At 76.0% G+C, this 19,123-nt stretch carries 16 protein-coding genes; 11 read left to right on the top strand and 5 right to left on the bottom strand.

The annotated features are described in order from the left end of the window. Positions 1-24: 24 nt before the first annotated feature. The 4 genes from AMK24_RS01745 to AMK24_RS01725 all read left to right on the top strand — a co-directional run bounded on the left by AMK24_RS01745 (position 25) and on the right by AMK24_RS01725 (position 4,061). On the top strand, positions 25-219 hold the full coding sequence (locus tag AMK24_RS01745) for a hypothetical protein (protein ID WP_026290246.1): 195 nt from the start codon (positions 25-27) through the stop codon (positions 217-219). Positions 220-296: 77 nt separating this feature from the next. After that, positions 297-1,199: an N-acetyl-1-D-myo-inositol-2-amino-2-deoxy-alpha-D-glucopyranoside deacetylase gene (gene mshB / locus AMK24_RS01740; protein WP_073765595.1), complete on the top strand. Its 903-nt coding sequence runs from the start codon at positions 297-299 to the stop codon at positions 1,197-1,199. Next, complete coding sequence (locus AMK24_RS01735; RefSeq protein WP_242434884.1) at positions 1,196-1,762, top strand: DUF6113 family protein; 567 nt, start codon at positions 1,196-1,198, stop codon at positions 1,760-1,762. Before mshB ends, AMK24_RS01735 begins: the two co-directional genes overlap by 4 nt. 175 nt (positions 1,763-1,937) lie before the next feature. Further along, positions 1,938-4,061 (top strand): hypothetical protein, encoded by a 2,124-nt coding sequence (locus AMK24_RS01725; RefSeq protein ID WP_199876347.1) that lies wholly within the window; start codon positions 1,938-1,940, stop codon positions 4,059-4,061. A gap of 88 nt (positions 4,062-4,149) precedes the next feature. On the opposite strand, the gene AMK24_RS01720 is transcribed toward AMK24_RS01725, so the two are convergent. After that, on the bottom strand, positions 4,150-4,704 hold the full coding sequence (locus tag AMK24_RS01720) for a sugar O-acetyltransferase (protein ID WP_073765593.1): 555 nt from the start codon (positions 4,702-4,704) through the stop codon (positions 4,150-4,152). Positions 4,705-4,757: 53 nt separating this feature from the next. Continuing rightward, positions 4,758-6,047: an MFS transporter gene (locus AMK24_RS01715; RefSeq protein ID WP_073764210.1), complete on the bottom strand. Its 1,290-nt coding sequence runs from the start codon at positions 6,045-6,047 to the stop codon at positions 4,758-4,760. Between the two features lie 179 nt (positions 6,048-6,226). Here AMK24_RS01715 and AMK24_RS01710 point away from each other — a divergent pair, with 179 nt between their 5' ends. The 5 genes from AMK24_RS01710 to AMK24_RS01690 all read left to right on the top strand — a co-directional run bounded on the left by AMK24_RS01710 (position 6,227) and on the right by AMK24_RS01690 (position 14,435). Further along, positions 6,227-7,204: an ArsR/SmtB family transcription factor gene (locus AMK24_RS01710; protein ID WP_073764208.1), complete on the top strand. Its 978-nt coding sequence runs from the start codon at positions 6,227-6,229 to the stop codon at positions 7,202-7,204. A 218-nt stretch (positions 7,205-7,422) separates the two neighbouring features. Beyond that, the gene (lanKC, locus tag AMK24_RS01705; protein WP_073764206.1) at positions 7,423-10,146 is read left to right on the top strand and encodes a class III lanthionine synthetase LanKC; all 2,724 of its coding nucleotides are present in this window, start codon (positions 7,423-7,425) and stop codon (positions 10,144-10,146) included. Between the two features lie 43 nt (positions 10,147-10,189). Continuing rightward, entirely contained in the window at positions 10,190-10,321 is a 132-nt protein-coding gene (locus AMK24_RS01700; RefSeq protein WP_003966507.1) for a SapB/AmfS family lanthipeptide, read from the top strand. A gap of 173 nt (positions 10,322-10,494) precedes the next feature. Next, on the top strand, positions 10,495-12,240 hold the full coding sequence (locus AMK24_RS01695) for an ATP-binding cassette domain-containing protein (RefSeq protein ID WP_073764204.1): 1,746 nt from the start codon (positions 10,495-10,497) through the stop codon (positions 12,238-12,240). Then, positions 12,237-14,435 carry an ATP-binding cassette domain-containing protein gene (locus AMK24_RS01690; RefSeq protein ID WP_242434883.1) on the top strand — a complete coding sequence of 733 codons (2,199 nt, stop codon included), beginning with the start codon at positions 12,237-12,239 and terminating at the stop codon, positions 14,433-14,435. Before AMK24_RS01695 ends, AMK24_RS01690 begins: the two co-directional genes overlap by 4 nt. Here AMK24_RS01690 and AMK24_RS01685 read toward each other — a convergent pair. The 3 genes from AMK24_RS01685 to AMK24_RS01675 form a co-directional block, all read right to left on the bottom strand. Continuing rightward, positions 14,404-15,009, bottom strand: a complete 606-nt coding sequence (locus tag AMK24_RS01685; protein ID WP_073764202.1) for a response regulator transcription factor — start codon at positions 15,007-15,009, stop codon at positions 14,404-14,406. The two genes, AMK24_RS01690 and AMK24_RS01685, sit on opposite strands and share 32 nt — an antisense overlap. 291 nt (positions 15,010-15,300) lie before the next feature. Beyond that, entirely contained in the window at positions 15,301-16,182 is an 882-nt protein-coding gene (locus AMK24_RS01680) for a transglutaminase-like domain-containing protein (protein WP_073764200.1), read from the bottom strand. 222 nt (positions 16,183-16,404) lie between these two features. Continuing rightward, complete coding sequence (locus AMK24_RS01675) at positions 16,405-17,400, bottom strand: GNAT family N-acetyltransferase (RefSeq protein WP_073764198.1); 996 nt, start codon at positions 17,398-17,400, stop codon at positions 16,405-16,407. Positions 17,401-17,517: 117 nt separating this feature from the next. Between AMK24_RS01675 and fdxA the strand changes: the two genes are divergently transcribed. Both fdxA and dapC read left to right on the top strand, forming a co-directional pair. Then, entirely contained in the window at positions 17,518-17,838 is a 321-nt protein-coding gene (fdxA, locus tag AMK24_RS01670) for a ferredoxin (RefSeq protein WP_018956287.1), read from the top strand. A 142-nt stretch (positions 17,839-17,980) separates the two neighbouring features. Then, positions 17,981-19,075, top strand: coding sequence for a succinyldiaminopimelate transaminase (dapC, locus tag AMK24_RS01665; protein WP_073764196.1), 1,095 nt, complete (start codon positions 17,981-17,983; stop codon positions 19,073-19,075). Positions 19,076-19,123: the final 48 nt, after the last annotated feature.

Raw genomic sequence — 19,123 nt, 5'->3', positions numbered from 1 at the left:
ACGTACCGATGGAGGTGAACCGCCGTGGCGCTCTCGATTTCGGCGGTAGTGCTGCTGGCGATCATCGTCTTCCTGCTGATCCGGAAATCCGGACTGAAGGGAGGTCACGCGGTGGTCTGCATGCTGCTCGGGTTCTACATCGCGAGCTCGTCCGTCGCGCCCACCATCTCCGATCTGACGAGCAACGTGGCGGGGATGATCAGCAGCATCAAGTTCTGACCGGCGGTCGCGGGGGCGGGGCGCCGGCCGGGGGCGGAGGTCACCGGCGGCCCTCCGGGGCTCGTAGGGTGGTCCCCATGAAGGACCTCCCCGCCCGCCGTCTGCTGCTGGTGCACGCGCACCCCGACGACGAGTCGATCAACAACGGCGCCACGATGGCCAGGTACGCGGCCGAGGGCGTCCACGTCACCCTGGTGACGTGCACGCTCGGCGAGGAGGGCGAGGTCATCCCGCCCGCGCTCGCCCACCTCGCCGCCGACCGGGACGACGCCCTCGGCCCGCACCGCGTCGGCGAACTGGCCGCGGCGATGCGGGAGCTCGGCGTCGCCGACCACCGGTTCCTCGGCGGCGCGGGCCGCTACCGGGACTCCGGCATGATGGGCGCCGAACAGAACGACCGCCCCGGCTCCTTCTGGTCCGCCCCGGTGGACGAGGCGGCGGCCCACCTCGTCGAGGTGATCCGCGAGGTCCGCCCCCAGGTCCTGGTCGCCTACGACCCGGACGGCGGCTACGGCCACCCCGACCACATCCAGGCCCACCGGGTCGCGATGCGCGCCGCCGACCTGGCCGCCGACCCGGCGCACGGCGCCGGCGCACCGCACACCGTCGCGAAGATCTACTGGAACCGGGTGGAGCGCGAGGTGGTGGAGGCCGCCTTCGACCGGCTGCGCACGACCGCGCCGGGCGCCTTCCCGGGCATCGCCGCCGTGGACGACGTGCCGGGCGTGACGGACGGGGAGCACATCACCGCGGAGATCGACGGATCGGCGTACGCCGGGGCGAAGGCGGCGGCGATGCGCGCCCACGCCACCCAGATCGTGGTCGACGGGCCCTTCTTCGCCCTCTCCAACGATCTCGGCCAGCCGCTGCTGACCACCGAGTGCTACCAACTGGTGCGCGGCGAACGCGGGGTGGCCGCGCCGGAGCGCGAGAGCGACCTGTTCGCGGGCGTCCCGGGCGTCGAAGGGGGCGCGGCATGAGCGGGAAGGCGGGAGAGGGCGACGGGACCGGGACGGGCGGCGGGAAGGGCCGCGTGTCGGGCAAGGGCGGGGCGGGCAAGGGCGGGACGGGCCCCGGAAAGGGCCGCGTCCGCGCGGGATCGTCCCCGGCCTCGCACGCGCCGCGACGGAACGCCCCGCCCAGGGAGCCCGAGCCCGTCGGCTTCGCCGCCCGCCCGAACCCGGCCCGGATCGCGGCCTACGCGGGTCTCGCCGTACTCGGCGCGCTCGTCGGGCTCGCCGGCGCCCTCGTCCAAGCGGCCTGGTTCCCCGGCGGGTTGATCGTCGCCCTGGCGGGCGCGGCGGGCCTCTTCTGGGGCGGCCGTGTCCTGACCCGCACCCAGGTCGGCGCGCTGGCTCCGGCGGCCGGCTGGTTCATCACGGTCTTCCTGCTGCTGAGCGGCCGGCCGGAAGGCGACTACGTCTTCGGCGAGGAACTCGGCCTGGTGCTCTTCATGCTCGGCGGGACGGTCGTCGCTGTGATCTGCGCCACCACCTCCAAAGTGCCGCAATCAGCCATGCGCGACGTCCGGTCCGGCACGTGAGGTGCCACGTCCGGGCCGGGCGAGGCCCCCACAGGTGTGATGCGCGGGTGGAGGTTTCCCCCGCTCGCGGAGTGTCCGACGGCGGCGGCCAGTATGGTGGTGCGCGCGCCGAGCCGTCCCCTGGCCTGCGGCATGGGGGAAGTACGGGCGGCGGAGCCAATCGGGAGAACCTGCTTTGAGTCGTGAAACTGACAGTTCGTCCTCCGGGCCCCAGGGCCGCGGCGGAGCCGCGTACCCCTCGGGTACGCCGCCGTACGGATCCGGCCAGTATCCGTCGCCGCACCCGTCGCAGGACGGCTCTGACATGAACCCGGAATCCGTGGATCCGCCCCGGCCCGAGGAGCCGAAGACCGAGACGACGCTGACGACCCGCATCCGGATCAACATCCCCGGGTCGCGTCCCATCCCGCCCGTCGTGATGCGTACGCCGATGGCGGAGAGCGACGTCTCGGGCCGCCCCGACCCGGAGCGCACCGCGGCGACGCCGCGGCCCGGCACCCCGCCGGCCGCGCCGCCGCCGGGGATCGCCGACCGTTCGGCGGGTCCGGACGGCGGCGCGCCCGCGGACCGGTCCCGGGACGGCGGCCCGGCCGCCGCCGAGCCGGCGCCCGCGGAGAAGCAGGCCCGCGACAAGGGCGGCAGCGACTGGTTCGCCCCGCGCAAGGCCCCGGCGCCCGGAGCGGCGGCCCAGGCGTCCGTCGGCCCGGGCGCGCCTTCCGGCGCCCCGAACGGCCCAGGCGTCCCGGGCGGCCCTGCCGGCTCCGGAGGTACGGGGGGCCCCGGCGGCCCGTCCGACGACGGCCCCGGCCGGGCGCGCCCCGATCTGCCGTACTTCTCGGACGCCCCGCAGCCCGGCGGCGGCCCGGGCGCGCCCGGCTCCGGCCGCAGCGCGCTCGACGGCTACGGCGCCGGCCACCCCGGCGGCCCGGGTTCCGCCCCCGGGCCCGGGGCGCGCAGGCCCGGACCGTCCGGCCCCACCACCGGGCCGGTCACCGGCACGTCCTCGCTGACCCCGAACCTCGACGACGTCCCGGGCCTCGCCGGCCCCGGTCCCGGCCCGGTCGTGCCGGGCGGCCCCGGCGCGACCCCGCCCCGGATGTCCGACGACACCGCCATCCTCACGCCGCAGGCCCCGGCCCCCGAGCCCGGCCCCGGCGGCCACGTCTCGGGCGACACGCTGACGAGCGGCATCCCGGTGGTGTCGGGCGAACCCCGCTCCCCGTTCCCGGACGCCCCGCGAAGCCCCGGCGGCCCGCGGGCGGGCGGCCCCGGCGTGCCCGCTCCCGGACCGGTCGCCCCGCGCCGGGCCCCGCAGGCCCCCGAGCCCGCACCGGCGTCCGCCCCCGCCAAGAAGGGCCGCTCCAAGCTGGTCCTCCTCGGCGTGGTCGCGGTCGTGCTGCTCGGCATCGCGTACGGGGCGGGCCTCCTGCTGAACCACGCCGACGTCCCCAAGGGCACCACGGTGCTCGGCGTCGACATCGGCGGCTCCACGAAGGAGGAGGCGGTCGCCAAGCTCGACGCCGCCCTCGGCGAGCGGGCCAAGACGCCCCTGCGGCTGTCGGTGGACGGCAAGGAGGAGAAGCTCGACCCGGAGAAGGCCGGCCTCACCCTGGACAGCCAGGAGACCGTGCGCGGCGCGGCGGGCAGCGACTACAACCCCGTCTCGGTGATCGGTTCGCTGTTCGGCGGGGAGCGCCCCGCCGACCCGGTGATCCCGGTCGACGAGGAGAAGCTCGGCGTGGCCCTGAACGACCTCGCGGGCACGTCCGGTTCGGCCGACGACGGCACCATCCGCTTCGAGCCGAACAAGGCCGTGGCGGTGCCGGGCAAGCCGGGCAAGCGGCTGGACGCCGCGCAGTCCCTCGTCTCCGTACGGGACGCCTACCGCGCCCAGGTGCAGACGGGGAAGGCCCGACTGGTCGAACTCCCCGTCACCACCAGCGAACCCACCATCACCAAGGCCGAACTGGACCGGGCGATGAAGGAGTTCGCCGAGCCCGCGATGTCCGGCCTGATCACCATCAAGGCCGGTCCCAAGCAGATCCAGTTCGGCCCGGCCCGGTCGCTGCCGCAGATCCTCTCCATGAAGCCCGTCGACGGCCGACTGGTCGACGTCTACGACAAGAAGGCGATCGACGAGCTTCTGGACGGCGTCTTCGACGGCATCATGGCGGTCAAGGCCGACGGCAAGAAGCACCAGGTCGGCCCGGACGACGTGGCGCAGGCGATGAAGACGGCCCTGACCGGCAGGACGGAAGCCGAGCGCACCGTCACCATCGACCTGACCGGCGAGGGCTGACCCCGGCACGCGCACCCGCCGCCGCCCCACGCCTCCGCCCCCGCCCGGGAAGCCCCCGGCCGGGGGCGGCGGCGCGGGGGCCGGGGCGTCACGCCCCGGCCCCCTCCCCGCCGATCGTGCGGACCACCCGGGCCGGGTTGCCGACCGCCACCACGTCGGCCGGCAGGTCCCTCGTGACCACCGAGCCCGCCCCGACCACCGTGTTCTCGCCGATGGTCACTCCGGGGCAGACGATCACCCCGCCGCCCAGCCACACGTTGTCCCCGATGGTGATCGGCCGCGCGGCCTCCCACTTGGCGCGGCGCGGCCCGGGGTCGATCGGGTGGGTCGGGGTGAGCAGCTGCACGTTCGGGCCCATCTGGACGTCCGCGCCGACGGTGATGCGGGCGACGTCCAGGAAGACCGCGCCGAAGTTGACGAACGTCCGGGGGCCGATGGTGGTCCGGTAGCCGTAGTCGACCCGCAGGGGAGGCCGTACCTCCACGCCCTCGCCCACGGCGCCGAGGAGTTCGGCCAGGACCGCGCGCCGGGCCTCGGGGTCGGTGGCGGACGTGGCGTTGTAGCGCTCGCTCAGCACGGCCGCGTGCAGGGCCTCCGCCGCCAGCTCGGGATCGTCCGCGAGGTACAGCTCGCCGGAGAGCATGGCCTCCTTCTGGCTGGGTCCGCTTCCGTCCTGGCCGGGCCCGGTCTCGTCGCTCAACTCGTCTCCTGTGTCGGGGGCGTAGGGGTGGCGGGGGGCGTGCGGGGTGCTTCGGGCGCGCGGGCGCCGGGGGCCCCGCGGCCCGGAGGCGTGCCGCCCGCTCCGGGCGGCCCGCCCCTTCCGTCCCGGTAACGATCGCCCAGCCCCGGGGCCAGCGCCAGTGTCACCGCCGCCGAGAGCCCCGCGACCACCGCCATGCCCGTCGCGGGCGAGGTCAGCTGGGCGATGCCGCCCGCCACGGCCGCCCCCGCCCCCTGCATCGCCAACGTGCCCGAGGAGCCGAGCCCGAGCGCCTGGCCGCTCAGCTCGGGCGGGGTGAGCGCCAGCAGCCGTTCCTGGAGCAGCAGGCTCGCGGCGAAGCCCACACTGGCCAGGACCACCGCCGCCAGGGCGAGCGGCAGCCCCGGCCGCAGCGCGAAGAGCAGGTACGGGGCGGCCAGCAGCAGCCGCAGCGGGGCGCCGAGCCGGGCGCGCCACCGGGCCGTGACGAACCGCCCGACCAGCGTGTCCCCGGCCAGCATCCCCAGGGCCCCGCCGGCGAAGAGGAGCCCGGCGTGCGCGGGCGCGTACGCCACGTACAGGGACTCGCAGCCGACGACGAGCCCGTTGGGCACCCACAGCGCCAGGAACACGTACCGGCGCGGTACGGACGACCAGAGCAGCGCGTTCGTCCGCCGGGTCTCGCGGACGGAGGGCCGGCCGGCGGCCCGGGGCGCCCGGGCCGACAGGCCGAACCGGGTCACGGCCGCCGCGACGACGTACAGGGCCGCCCCCACCAGCAGCGTGCCGCGCGGCGAGAACACCGCCACCAGCGCCCCGCCCACCGCGAACCCGCAGATCTGCATCGCGCCGCCCGTCATGTTGAGCACCGACCGGCCGATCAGGAACCCCTCGCGCGGCACGATCTCGTTGAGCAGCCCGTACCGCACCCCTCCGCCCGGCGACCCGGCCGCCCCGACCACCAGCAGCACGGCGAACGCCCCCCACAGCGGCAGCCCCGGCACGGCCTGCACGCAGGCGGCCGCCGCCGACAGCAGGGCGAGCGCGGTCAGCGTGGCTCTCGGCGGCAGCCGGTCCGCCGCCGAGAGCAGCGTGAGCGCCCCGGCCACCTGGGCCAGCGACGGGCCGAACATCGCCAGCGCCGACAGCAGGGGCGAGCCCGTACGCGTGTACACGAGGGTGGCCAGCGCCAGGCCGGTCGCGGTCTGGGCGGCCGTCTGGACCGAGACGGCCGCGAAGAAGGGGGTGAACTCCGGGGTCCGGAACAGTTCGCGGTAGGTGCGCATGGGCGGAGTCTCCGGACGCCGCCGCCGGAGCCGTTACAGTTTCGCGCGGACGCGAAAGTCCGGGGGCGGCCGGGGGCGGAGGTCCCGTGGAACCCGGGCCGGGGTTCTCGCCGGGCCGTCGAGAGCGGGGCGGCCGGGCGGACCCGGCCGGCAGAGCGGGAACGGGGCGGTGGGCGGGGATGGGCTGGTGGCAGGTCGGCGCCGACACGCTCGCGGGCAGCCGCTTCGTCATCTCGCCGCTCGCGGAGGCCGTCGCGAGCCTGATGCTCCTGGAGCGGGCCGCCGCCGCGCATCCGGGGGAGCGCGCCTGGCTGGAGGCCCATCTGCCCGCCTACCGGCGGCGGGCGGCCGAGGATCCGGTCTCCGCGCTGGTCATCCGCTCCGCCCTCGCGCCCCGCTGGACCGCCGACTTCCTCGCTTTCGCACCGGTCCCCGCCCCGCCCGGCCAGGCTCCGCCCCCCTTCGCCGAGGAGCTGGCGCGGATGCGGGCCACCCCGCCCGAACAGGCCCGCGCCGACCTGGCGGTGACGCTGGGCGGACCGCTGCCCGCCGCTCTCGACCGGGACGACCTGGCCGAACGCGCCGCCGACGCCGTGGAGTGGGTCTGGACGCGCACCGTGCTCCCCGACTGGCCGAGGCGGCGGCGGGTGCTGGAGGCCGACGTGCTCGCGCGTACGGCCCAACTGGGGCGGGGCGGCTGGGCCGAGGCGCTGAACGGCATGCGCCCCGGTATCCGCTGGCTCGGCGGGAGCCGCCTCCAGATCAACGCCTACGACAACCCGCCCCGCGAACTGGGCAGCGCCCAGCTGCTGTTCGTCCCCGTCACCCCGCACCGGTGCTGGGTCGGATGGGACGTTCCGCGCCGGTACGCGCTGGTGTACCCGTGCTCCGGTGCGCTCGCCGAGGCCGGGCGCGGCCCCGTGCCGACAGCGCTGGGCGCGCTGCTCGGCCCGGCGCGGGCGGCCGTCCTGGTGCTGCTCGCCTCTCCGCTCAGTACGACGCAACTCGTCGCGCTGACCGGCCAGGGGCTGGGGTCGGTCGGCCGCCATCTGCGGATCCTGCGGGACGCCGGACTGGTCCGCCGGCGCCGCGCGGGGCGCTCCGTGCTCTATTTCCGTACCGAGACGGGCGACGTCCTGGTGCGCGGCGCAGACTGAACGGAGCCGAAAGCGCCTGATGCGCGCCCCCGCGCGCCCCCGGTCCGCACCGGCCCGTACCTGGGCGGGAAGGAAAACGCACCGGCCCACAGTGCACTTCGCATGGGCGGTGACGGTTGGCGTGCATGTGCGACTCGTGACAACCGTGACTATGGGCAGCACTCATCGTTGTGACAATTTCTCTCTCGCCGCGACCGAACCGAGCGAGGGGAACGTGCGTGAATCCGGAGTACGCCGCGTACTGCCAGGCGGACCGCCGCTTCTACGACGCACCCCACCGCGCCCTTCAGCCGGCCGGCGCCGACGAGGACCACACGTTCTACGCCGCCGTCCGCGGCTCCGCCCCCCGGGGGTGGACCCGCTCCCGGCGCGGTGACTGGCTCTCCTACAGCCCCGACGGGCTGCGGCTGCCGCCGCAGGGCTGGAAGCTCCACGTGTCCGCCGCCCTCGACAACGCGGAATCCGTGCTGGAACGAGTCGTCGCCCACTGCCTGGCGCACCGGCTGGCCTTCAAGTGCGTGCCCGGCCCCGGCCTGTTGGCGCTGCGGAACGCCAAGTACGCGGACCGGGCGGGGAGCGGGAAGTTCATCACCGTGTACCCGCCGTCCGACGAGGCGTTCCCCGAGGTGTGCACCGCCCTGATGCAGCTGCTGGAGGGCGAGCACGGCCCGTACATCCTGAGCGACCTGCGGTGCGGGAACGGCCCCGTGCACACCCGGTACGGGGCGTTCGCCGCCCGCTTCTGCTCCGGCCCGGACGGCCGTCCCGTGCCCGCCGTCGCCGACCCCCGGGGCCGGCTCGTCCCGGACGACCGGGGGCCCGCCTTCCGCATCCCGTCCTGGGTGACCCCGCCCGGGTTCCTGGCCCCGCACCTCGAAGCCCGTGCCGCCGTGGGCCTCGCCGGCCTCCCGTACACCGTGGAGAAGGCGCTGCACTTCTCCAACGGCGGCGGGGTCTACCTCGGACGCGACACCCGCACCGACGAGCAGGTCGTCCTCAAGGAGGCCCGTCCGTACGCCGGCCTGGCCGCCGACGGGGCGGACGCCGTCGCCCGGCTGGACCGTGAGCGGACCGCCCTGGAGCAGCTGGCGGGGCTGGAGTGCGTACCGGCGGTCCGGGACGTGTTCGAGGTCGGCGACCACCACTTCCTGGTCTTGCAGTACATGCCCGGGGCCACCCTCAACACCGTCTTCGCCCGCCGCTTCCCGCTCGCCCGGCAGCACCCGTCGCCCGAGCTGCTCGCCGAACACGCGGCGTGGGCCGAGGAGGTCTACGGGCAGGTCGAGCGCGCCGTCGAGGCGGTGCACGCCCGGGGCATCGTCATCAGCGACCTGCACATGAGCAACGTCATGGTGGACGAGGAGAACTCCCGGATCGCCCTGCTCGACTTCGAGGCGGCCTTCCCGGCGGCCGACCGCCGCCGCCAGATCGTCGCCAACCCGGCCTTCGTCGCCCCGGCCGACCGGCGGGGCGCCGACATCGACCGGTACGCGCTGGCCTGTCTGCGGCTGGCGCTGTACCTGCCGCTCACCACCCTGTTCGGCATCGACCGCACCAAGGCGGCCGGGCTCGCCCAGGACATCGCCCGCGTCTTCCCGGTCAGCGGGGAAGCGCTGAGGCCCGCGGTCGAGGAGATCCTGCGCGGGACGCGGGAGACGGACGGCCGGGACGCTTCGGCCCCGGACCCGACCGCCGCGTCCGGTCCCGCCCCCGGCCACCCCGCTCCTGCTCCTGCTCCCGTTCCCGGCCCTTCAGCCTCCGGCCTCCCCGCCTCCGGCCTCCCCGCCTCCGGCCTCCGGGACTGGCCGCGCGGCCGGGACGCCCTGGTACGGGCCATCACCGCCTCCAGCACGCCGGAGCGCGAGGACCGCTGCTTCCCCGGCGACATCGCCCAGTTCGCCACGGCCACCGGCGGCCAGTCCTTCGCCTACGGGGCGGCCGGGGTGCTCTACGCCCTCCACGAGACCGGCGCCCCGCCGTGTACGGAGGCCGAGGACTGGCTCCTGCGGCACGCCAAGGCCCCGGCGTCCGGCAGCCCCCTCGGCTTCTACGACGGGCTCACCGGCATCGCCTGGACCCTGCACCGCATCGGCCGCACCGCCGAGGCCGCCGACCTCCTCCGGATCATCCTCGACCAGCCGCTGGAGGGCCTGGCGCCCGGTCTGCACAACGGGTACGCGGGCATCGGCCTCGCCCTCGACGACCTGGCCCGCACCGCCCCCGCCGCCGACGCCCCGGCGCTCTCGGCCGCGGCGGACCGCTGCACCGCCCTCGCCGCCCGCGCGCTCACCGAGGGACCGCCCTCGCCCCGCACCGGGCTGCTGCACGGCGCGAGCGGCGTCGCCCTGCTGCTGGTGCGCCGGTACGCGACCACCGGCGACGGCGCCCTCCTCGACCTGGCCGCCGCCGCGCTCCACCGCGACCTGGAGCGGTGCCGGGCCGGGGACGACGGCGCCCTCCTGGTCGTCGAGGGCAAGCGGCTGATGCCGTACCTCGGTTCGGGCAGCGCCGGCATCGCGGCCGTCATCGACGCCTACCTGGCCCAGCGCCCGGACCCCGCGCTCGAAGAGGCGGGCCGCGCCCTCCTGCCGGCCGCCCGCTCCGCTTTCTACGTGCAGCCGGGACTGTTCCGGGGCTCCGCCGGGCTCCTCGCCCACATCGCGACCACCCCGCTCTGCGAGGCGGCCGACCGGCGGCGGGCGATCGACCGCCACCTCGACCTGCTGGACAGCCACGCGCTGGCGTACGGCGGCGGAACCGCCTTCCCCGGCGAGCAGTTGATGCGCCTGTCGATGGACCTGGCCACCGGGACCGCCGGCGTGCTCCTCGCCCTGGCCGCCGCGCACGGCGTCCCCGTCGGACTTCCCTTCCTGCCCGCCGCCCCGGCGGCGCACCCCGGCCGCGTCAGCGGCCCCACGGACCGGCCCCTCCAGGGGTCGTAGCAACACCGTTCTGTACGACAACCGTCCCCGAAAGGACATCATCATGGCGCTTCTCGACCTTCAGGCGATGGACACCCCGGCCGAGGACTCGTTCGGCGAGCTCGCCACGGGCAGCCAGGTCTCGCTGCTGGTCTGTGAGTACAGCTCCCTCAGCGTGGTCCTCTGCACCCCGTGACCCATCCCGGCCGGCCCATCGGCGATGTCCGCCGATGGGCCGGCCGGCCACGTGCCCCCAGGGGCCGTCCCGCCGCCCGGTACGGCGGCGCCGGGCCCCCGCCAGGGCCTCCCGACGGCCCGAAGGCGACGGGGAAGCCCCCAAGCCGTCCCGCCGACCGGAAAGGCGACCCCGTGCCGCTGCGTCCCCGTCCGGGCCGGGCATCCGGCGTCCGGCGGCTCGCCCGGCGGCATCCGGCCGCCCTCACCTGGCTGTTCCTCTGCTCCACCGGCGGCGCGCTCGCCGCCCTCGCCCTGCCCGCCGCCCTCGGCCACACCGTCGACCGGCTCGTCTCGGGCGGGCCCGCGCCCTGGTCCTGGCTGCTGCTCTGCGCCGCGCTGACCCTCGCCGAGACCGGCTTCGACGCGGCGGCCGCCGTGACCGGCACGACCACCACCGCCAAGCTCACCGCGTCCCTGCGCACCCATACCGCCGCCCGCCTCCTGGCCGCCGAGCCACGCCGCGCCCTCGCCCTGCCCACCGGCGACCTCACCGCCCGGCTCACCGCGCGCACCGCCGACGCCGCCTCCGCGCCCGCCACCGCCGCCGGAGCCGTCGCGGGCGTCCTGCTCCCCCTCGGCGCGCTCGTCGGCCTCCTCCTCATCGACGTGTGGACGGCCGCCGCCCTCCTGGTGGGCGCGCCCCTCCTCGTCCTCCTCCTGCGCGCCTTCACCCGGGGCACCGCCGACGCCGGAGCCGACTACCAGCGCGCCCAGTCGCTCATCGCCCACCGGCTCACCGAGGCGCTGGAAGGCGCCGACACCATCCGTGCCGCCCGCACCGCCGCCCGCGAACACCGCCGCGTCCTGGAACCCCTGACCACCCTCGCCCAACACGGCAGACGCACCTGGGAGGTGTACGGGCGGGCGGTCGGCCGCAGCGGACTCCTGCTGCCCCTGCTCATGCTGCTGGTCCTGGCGGCCGCCGGACTCCGCCTCGGGGCGGGCGCGATCGGCGTCGGGGACCTGGTCGCCGCCTCCCGCTACGCGAGCCTCGCGGTCGGTATCGGCTCCCTGACCGGCGCGCTCGGCGCCCTGGCCCGCAGCCGCGCCGCCGCCGACGCCCTCGAACCCCTCCTCGCCCTCGCCCCGCTCCCGCACCGGGGCCTCGGACCGGTCCCCCACGCCCCCGGCCACCTCGAACTCCGGGACGTCGGCGTGGAACAGGACGGCGAACCACTGCTGAGCGGCGTCCACCTGACCGTGCCCGGCGGCACGTCCCTGGCCGTCGTCGGACGCTCCGGTTCCGGCAAGTCGCAGCTGGCCGCGGTCGCCGGGCGGCTGCTGGACCCGGACACCGGCGCCGTGCTGCTGGACGGCGTCCCGATGGACGGCATGGAACCGGCCCGCCTGCGCCGTGAGGTGGCGTACGCCTTCGCCCGGCCCGCCCTCCCCGGGACCACCGTCGAGGACACGATCGCCTACGGACCCTGGACCGCCCCGCCCGACGCGGTGCGCGAAGCGGCCCGCGCGGCCCGCGCCGACGGGTTCGTGGCCCTGCTCCCGGACGGCTACGCCACCCCGGCCGCCGACGCCCCGCTCTCCGGCGGCGAACGCCAACGGCTTGGCCTGGCACGCGCGTTCGCCCACCCGGGCCGACTGCTGATCCTCGACGACGCGCTGTCGAGCCTCGACACCGTGACCGAGCACCACGTCCGCCGCGCCCTCGACGCACGGGCCGGGAGCTGCACCCGGATCATCGTCGCCCACCGGCTGTCCTCGGCCGCGCGGGCGGACCGGGTCGCCTGGCTGGAGGACGGACGGCTCCGCGCGACCGGCCGCCACGACGAGCTGTGGGCGGACCCGGACTACCGGGCGGTCTTCCGCGGCGACCCCCCGGACGCACACCCGGAGCAGACCGGAGCGGAGGCGGCCCGATGAACCCGACGGGGGAGCACGGCGGCGGGGACGGCGCCGGGAAGGACGCGGCACCGCGCGCCGGGCGCGACACCGCGCCGGGCAGGGGCGCGCGGGACGACGCACCGCGCCCCCCGGGGGAGCGCGTGCCCGACCCCACGGCGCACCCCGGGCGCCGGGGCGTGCGGCGCCGCCCCGGGCGGGCCGACACCGTGCGGGGCGAGGGCGTGCACGCCGGGGTGACGCCGCCCCGGCGCGACACCGCCCTGCGCCGCGTCAGCCGTGAGGCCCGGCCCTTCCTGCGGGCGCGCGCCGGGGCGGTCCTGCGGCTGGCCGGCTGGTCCCTGCTGGAGTTCGCGCAGACCTTCCTCAGCGGGTACGGGGTCGCCCGGGCGCTCGACGACGGCTTCCTGGCCGGCCGCCCGGCGGCCGGCCTCCTCTGGCTGGCCCTCGCCGCGGTCGCCGTCCTGCCCTCCGTGCTCGCCGCCCGCGGGGTGTTCGGCCGGCTCGCGGACCTGGTGGAGCCGCTGCGCGACGGACTGGTCCGGCGCGCCGTGTCCCGGGCGCTGTCCGGCGCACTCGGCCGCTCCGGCGACGTCAGCACCCGGTCCCTCTCCCAGGTCACTCATCAGAGTGAGATCGCCCGGGACGGCTGGGCCGGACTCGTCCTGACGCTGCGCTCGTTCGCGTTCACCGCCGCCGGGGCCGTCACCGGCCTGCTCGCGCTCTCGCCCGCCCTCCTCCTGGTCGTCGCGCCGCCGCTGGTGCTGGGGACCGCGCTGTTCCTCGGCACCCTGCCGCCCATGGCCGCCCGCCAGCGCGCCTACCTCGCGGCCGACGAGGCGTACGCGGCGCACGCGGGCGAGCTGGCCGCCTCCGTGCGCGACATCGCCGCCGCCGGGGCCGCCGAGCGGACCGTGGAGGAGTCCCGGGGCCTCGCCGCCGCGCAGCTCGCCGCCTCCCGGTCGCTGGCCCGCTGGTCGGCCGTACGGGTGCTGGCGCTCGCCGTCTGCGGCCGGTTCCCCCCGCTCCTGCTGCTCCTGGCGGCGCCCTGGCTGCTGCGGAACGGGCTGACCCCGGGCGCGCTCGTCGGCGCGCTGACCTACCTCACCCAGGCGCTCGCCCCCGCCGTCCAGGCGCTCATGACGATGCTGGGCACGGCCGGGGGCCGCCTCGTCGTCGTCCTGGACCGCTTCACGGACGCGCCGCCCCCGCCCGCCGACGACCCGCCGTCCGCACCCGCCGCCGTCCCCCCGCCGTCCCGCGGGGCCCCGGTCGCCGAACTCCACGAGGTCACCTTCGCGTACGGCCCCCGCGCCCACCCGGTCCTGGACCGGCTCTCCCTGACGATCGGGGAGGGGGAGCACCTGGCGGTCGTCGGACCGAGCGGCAGCGGCAAGTCCACCCTGGCCGCCGTCCTCGCCGGGGTCGAACGGCCCACCGGGGGAGCGGTGCGCTGGCGGGGGCGGCCGGTGCGGCAGGCCGACGCCACCTCCGTACGGGTGCTGCTGCCCCAGCACGCCTATGTGTTCAGCGGCACCCTGCGGGACAACCTCCGCTACCTCCGCCCCGACGCCCGCGACCGGGAGATCGCGGCCATGGCGGACGCGATCGGCCTGGAGGCGCTGCTCTCCCGGCTCGGCTCCCTCGACGCGGAGGTCGAACCGGGCCGGCTCTCCCAGGGCGAACGGCAACTCGTCGCCCTGGGCCGGGCCTACCTCGCCGCGCCGCCCCTGCTGATCCTGGACGAGGCCACCAGCCGGCTCGACCCGGCCGCCGAGACGCGGGCCGAGCTGGCGTGCGCCGCCCTGCCGGGCGCCCTGGTCGTCGTCGCCCACCGGCTCAGCTCGGCCCGCCGCGCCGGGCGGACCCTGGTGATGGACGGCCCGCGCACCCGGTGCGGCACCCCCGGCGAACTCCTGCTCTCCAGCGCCCTCTACCGCGACCTGGCCGGCCTCTGGGAGCCGGAGGAGGCGGACGCGCCGGACGGAGCCCCCCTGCCGGAGACGGAGGGGGCGAGGGGAGCACAGGGGCCGGAGGAGGTGAGGGACGCGGTGGCCGTCGCCGGTCGGCACGGGACGGTCGGTACGGGGCAGGGCGCGTCGATCGGCTCCGGCCGGGAGACCACGGCCGCCACCGGTCGGGGGGGGCCGGGCGAGGCCGTCGCACCGGACGAGGAGCCCGGCGTCAGATCCAGCCCGCCTCCTTCGCCCGTCTGATCGCGTCGAGCCGGTTGCGCGCCCCGGACTTGCGGATGGCGGCGGCCAGATAGTTGCGCACCGTTCCCGGCGTCAGGTGGAGCCGAGCGGCGATCCCGGCCACGGTGTCACCCCCCTCGGCCATCGAGAGCACGCTCAACTCGCGGGGGGATAACGGCATGTCGGCCACCTGCAACAGGCTGAACGCCAACGACTCGTCGATGTGCCGTCCGCCGTCCGCCAGCTTGTGCATCACCTCCGACAGGTCGTCCACCGGCCGGTACTTGTCGATGTAGCCGAGCGCCCCCGCCTCGTACGCCCGCCGCAGGCCGCGCGGCCGGTCGCTGCGGGTGAGCACGGCGAGCGGGTACGGGCCGCCGTGCGGGGCCGTCACCGTCTTCACCTCGTCGAGGACGTCCAGTGCGCCCGGACAGTCGAGGTCGGTGAGGAGCACGTCCGGACCGGAACGGCCCAAGGCGTCGCGTATCGCGTCGCGTTCGGCGGTCCGGACCTCTATGCCCGGTCCCGCGCAGAGCAGCGAGGCCAGCGAAGCGCGCCACAACGGCACGGTGTGGACCAGCAGCACGGTTGTCATGGAATCTGCCCTCAGTCTTCCTCTTGCGGCCCGTCCGACGCGGAACGCGACGGGTCGTGTGCGTCCGGTGACGGTTCCAGTTGAGCGCATGAGCCTTCACGTACGCCGACAAACGGGCCGAATAGTGTCCCCGTTGGGCGCGGAAGGGGGCGTTCGGATGCAAATCGGGAGCGCACAGCCCTCACCGACCCGTCTGTCCCGCTGTTTCCTGGGTATTCGGGCACCCGTGGCCGTCCGCCGACGGGCCGGGCGCCGGGTGATTCCCCGCCGGACGGCCGGTTCGGCGGGGAATCAGTTGAGGAGGGCGCGCGCTGCGTGGGCTTTGCGCCGGATGTTCTCGGCCGTCGTCGGCTCGATGCCGTCGAGGAGTTCCGCGTACTCCTCCATCTCCGCCGCCCCGCGCAGGAACTCGCCGCGCTGGACCAGGAGCTGGGCGTGCTCGTAGCGCAGCCGCGCCGGACGCGAGGGCAGCAGCAGGGACAACTCCACCGCCCACAGCGCCACGTCGGTGCGCTCCGGCCGGGCCGCCGCCCACGCCCGGACGTTGTTCAGGATGCGCAGCACGATCTCCAGCGGGCGCGCGGGCGTCATCGCCGCCAGGTCGAGCGCCGCCCCGGTCGCGCTCGTGACCAGCAGCTCCGCGTCCTGGCCGGTCAGCGGCGCGCCCCCGGCGAACGGGTCGGCCAGCACCGGATGCTCCGGGTCGCCGAAACCGACCACGAAGTGGCCGGGCAGCGCCACCCCGTACACCGGCGCGCCCGCCCTCCTGGCGACCTCGATCCAGACCACGGACAGCAGGATCGGCAAGCCCCGGCGGCGGCGCAGTACCTGCTGGAGCAACGAGGAGTCCAGCCGCTGGTAGTCGGCCGACGAGCCGCCGAAACCGCAGCGCTCGCCCAGCAGTCCGGCCAGCGCCGAGGCCCAGTCGGCGGGGGAGCGGGAGCCGTACGGCAGCAGGCCCGCCAGCCGGTCCAGTTCGATCTGCGCGGCGTCGATGCCGTACGGGTCGGGATCGGCCTCCCCGGGGACCACCGGGCGGACCTCGGCCGGGCCGACCGGCCCGGCCTCCGCCCCCAGCAGCAGGCACAGCAGGGCGAGGTCCGGCCGCTGCGACCGGGCCTCCTCGGCGAACCGCCGCCGTCGCTCGGCCGCCCCGGAATCCAGCGCGTTCATGTCCGACCCCTGCCCTCGTCCTCGTCCCCGTCTCCGTCCCGGGCCCCGCCTCCGGCCCCGCTCACGGGCGCCGACCGCCCGTGTGCCCGTCTCCGACTCCGCTCATGTGCGTCGCTCCGCGGGTACGCCGAGGGGCCGCCACCGGCGCCTGCCCCAGCAGCCGTCCGCCGGTCTGCCCGAGGGCCCGCCCCGCAGCCGGTTCCGGGAGCCCCGCGCGTTCCGTCACGCCGGGCGGTAGTGGTGGTAGCGGTGGTGGAGCGCGAAGCCCATGCCGTCGTACAGCGCCCGCGCCCCGTCGTTGTCCTCCTCGACCTGGAGCCACGCCGCCGAAGCGCCCTCGTCCAGGGCGCGGCGGGCCAGCGCGGTCATCACGGCGGTCGCGAGTCCGCGCCGCCGCCGCTCCGGGGCCACCTCGACGGCCATGAACCCCGCCCACCGGCCGTCCACCACGCACCGTCCGATCGCGTCCGGCGCGTCGCCGTCCCCCGCGACCGCGGCGAACCAGACCGAAGGGCCGCTCCTCAGCACGGGCAGCACCTGCGGCCCGGGGACGGAGAACCGCTGATAGCGGGAGAGCCATGCCGCGTCCGGCTCTCGGGTCAGCCGGACCGCCGTACCGTCCGGCTCCCCGTCACCGACCGGGGCCAGCGCGGCGATTCGCACCTGGGCCGAGACCTCGCGCCGCCAGCCGTGCCGCTCCAGCTCCGCGCACAGGACCTCCTGCGTGCCCGCGGCCCCGGTCGCCGTCTGGACGTACGGGGGCAGCCCCCGCTCCGCGTACCAGGCGCGCACCCGCCCGAGCGCCTCACCGACCGGGAGCCCCGGATCGCCGAGCGGCAGCACGGAGTTGGCGCGCCGGGTGAAACCGGCGGCGGCGCGCAGCCGCCACTCGCCCAGCGCCTCGCTCTCCACGGGCTGCCAGGCGCGCGCCGTGACGGCGGCCAGTTCCCCGAAGGAGGCGGCGGGACCGCGTCGGCGGGCCGGCGCGGCGGGCACGACCTTCCCCGCGACGAGGGAGGATTCCACGATCCGGACGGACTCCCCGCTCTTTCGTGTGATCGAGAGCACACCGTCGGTCCATGATGTGAGCACCCCGACCGTGTCGGTGAACTCCGCGCCCGTGCCGCCGATATCCCTCCGGCGTCGCACGGACACGCGTTTGCCCACGTCAGCGCGGGTGATGCGAACGTCCAGCCGTCCGCCGATCGTGAATTCCACAGGTCTGTCCGCCCCTCCTGTTCGGATCGTGCCCGAGAACGGAGATACTAGGGGTGGGCATCGACGACGCCGCGCTCCCGCGCGAGAGCCAACGCCCTACCGAGGAGGAACGACAGCGTGACCTACGTCATCGCGCAGCCTTGTGTCGACGTGAAGGACAAGGCCTGCATCGAAGAGTGCCCCGTCGACTGCATCTACGAGGGCCAGCGGTCCTTGTACATCCACCCGGACGAGTGCGTCGACTGTGGAGCGTGTGAGCCGGTCTGCCCGGTCGAGGCCATCTTCTACGAGGACGACACTCCGGAGGAGTGGAAGGACTACTACAAGGCGAACGTCGAGTTCTTCGACGACCTCGGCTCGCCGGGCGGTGCTTCCAAGCTCGGTCTCATCGAGCGCGACCACGCGTTCATCGCCGCACTGCCCCCGCAGAACCAGTAAGCGGCGGCACCACACGCGCGGCCCGGTCCCGTACGGCTCGTCCCCGTACGGGACCGAGGTGTTTCCCGCGTCGGAACACCTCGTACGGCCCAGGCCGTACGAGAACGCACCGTACGAGATCAGCACGAGAAAGCAGAGCCCCGTGTCCGCAGTCTCCTCCCGCCTCCCGGTCTTCCCCTGGGACAGGCTCGCGCCCTACAAGTCGACGGCCGGGGCCCACCCGGACGGCATCGTGGACCTGTCGGTCGGCACCCCGGTCGACCCGGTCCCCGATCTGATCCGGCGGGCGCTGGAGGCCGCGTCGGACAGCCCCGGCTATCCGACGGTGTGGGGCACCGAGGAGCTCCGGGACGCGCTCACCGGGTGGGTCGGGCGCCGCCTCGGCGCGGTCGGCGTCACGCACGCCAACGTGCTGCCGGTCGTCGGCTCCAAGGAACTGGTGGCCTGGCTCCCGACCCAGCTCGGGCTCGGCGCGGGCGACAAGGTGGCCCACCCCCGGCTCGCCTACCCGACGTACGAGGTCGGCGCGCGGCTCTGCGGCGCGGAGCCCGTGGTCTACGACGACCCGACCGAGCTGGACCCGGCCGGGCTGAAGCTGCTCTGGCTCAACTCGCCCTCCAACCCGACCGGCAAGGTGCTGTCCAAGGAGGAGCTGACCCGGATCGTGGCCTGGGCGCGCGAGCACGGCGTCCTGGTCTTCAGCGACGAGTGCTACCTGGAGCTGGGCTGGGACGCCGACCCGGTCTCGGTGCTCCACCCCGACGTCTGCGGCGGCCACTACGACGGCGTCGTCGCGGTCCACTCGCTCTCCAAGCGCTCCAACCTGGCCGGATACCGGGCCGCGTTCATCGCGGGCGACGCCGCCGTCCTCGGTGAGCTGCTGCTGATCCGCAAGCACGGCGGGATGATGACGGCCGCCCCCGTCCAGGCGGCCACCGTCGCCGCCCTCGGCGACGACGCGCACGTCTCCGAGCAGCGCGCCCGGTACGCCGACCGGCGCCTCGCCCTGCGCGCGGCCCTGGAGGCGCACGGCTTCCGGATCGAGCACAGCGAGGCCAGCCTCTACCTGTGGGCGACCCGCGACGAGCCGTGCTGGGACACCGTGGCGTACCTCGCGGAGCGGGGCATCCTGGTCGCGCCCGGCGACTTCTACGGCCCGGCGGGCGCGCGCTTCGTCCGGGTGGCGTTCACCGCGACCGACGAACGGGTGGCTGCGGCGGTCAAGCGCCTGTCCTGACCCGCACGCGTGGGAGGGCCCGGGGAGTGCGCACTCCCCGGGCCCTCC

The sequence above is a fragment of the Streptomyces sp. CB02366 genome (assembly GCF_001905905.1).
GTDB lineage: Bacteria > Actinomycetota > Actinomycetes > Streptomycetales > Streptomycetaceae > Streptomyces.
Note: the sequence above shows the minus strand (reverse complement) of the source record. Positions and strands in the feature narration are given on the sequence as shown.